Here is a 412-nt window from a genome sequence, read left to right as displayed (position 1 = left end):
CGACGGTCGCGGCGCCGTGGCCGGCACGGCCGGCGTGGCCGGTGCGGGCACGACCGTCGTCGGCGCGGAGGCAGCTGTGGCCGGCGCGGCGGGCTGAAGCAGGGCCGGCTCCACCGCATCGGTAGGGGTCGCACCCGCGCCGGCGTCCACCGTGCTCGGGGTGGACGCCGGCGCGGGTGAGTCGAGTGCGAGCTCGTCCCCGGCCTCCGCGCTCGCCGGGGGGAGCCAGCCCAGGTCGTGCTCGACCGCCGTCGCGGTCATCGTGCCGCCCAGGCCGAGCCCGACCCCGACACCCGCTGCGACGAGGCGGCGCAGGACGGCCGGGGTCAGGGCCCGCGCGGCGGCGTCGAGCGCTGCGAGGCGGCGGCCCGTCGTCCGGACCACGGTGCTCACGCCGAGCGCGCAGCAGCCG

At 80.6% G+C, this 412-nt stretch carries 1 pseudogene; it reads right to left on the bottom strand.

The features are described 5' to 3' along the window. Positions 1-393: pseudogene (locus N866_RS19460) on the bottom strand (hypothetical protein); the annotation flags it as partial. Positions 394-412: the final 19 nt, after the last annotated feature.

Source organism: Actinotalea ferrariae CF5-4, from assembly GCF_000603945.1.
Lineage (GTDB): Bacteria > Actinomycetota > Actinomycetes > Actinomycetales > Cellulomonadaceae > Actinotalea > Actinotalea ferrariae.
This window is presented reverse-complemented; position numbering and strand designations above follow the sequence as displayed.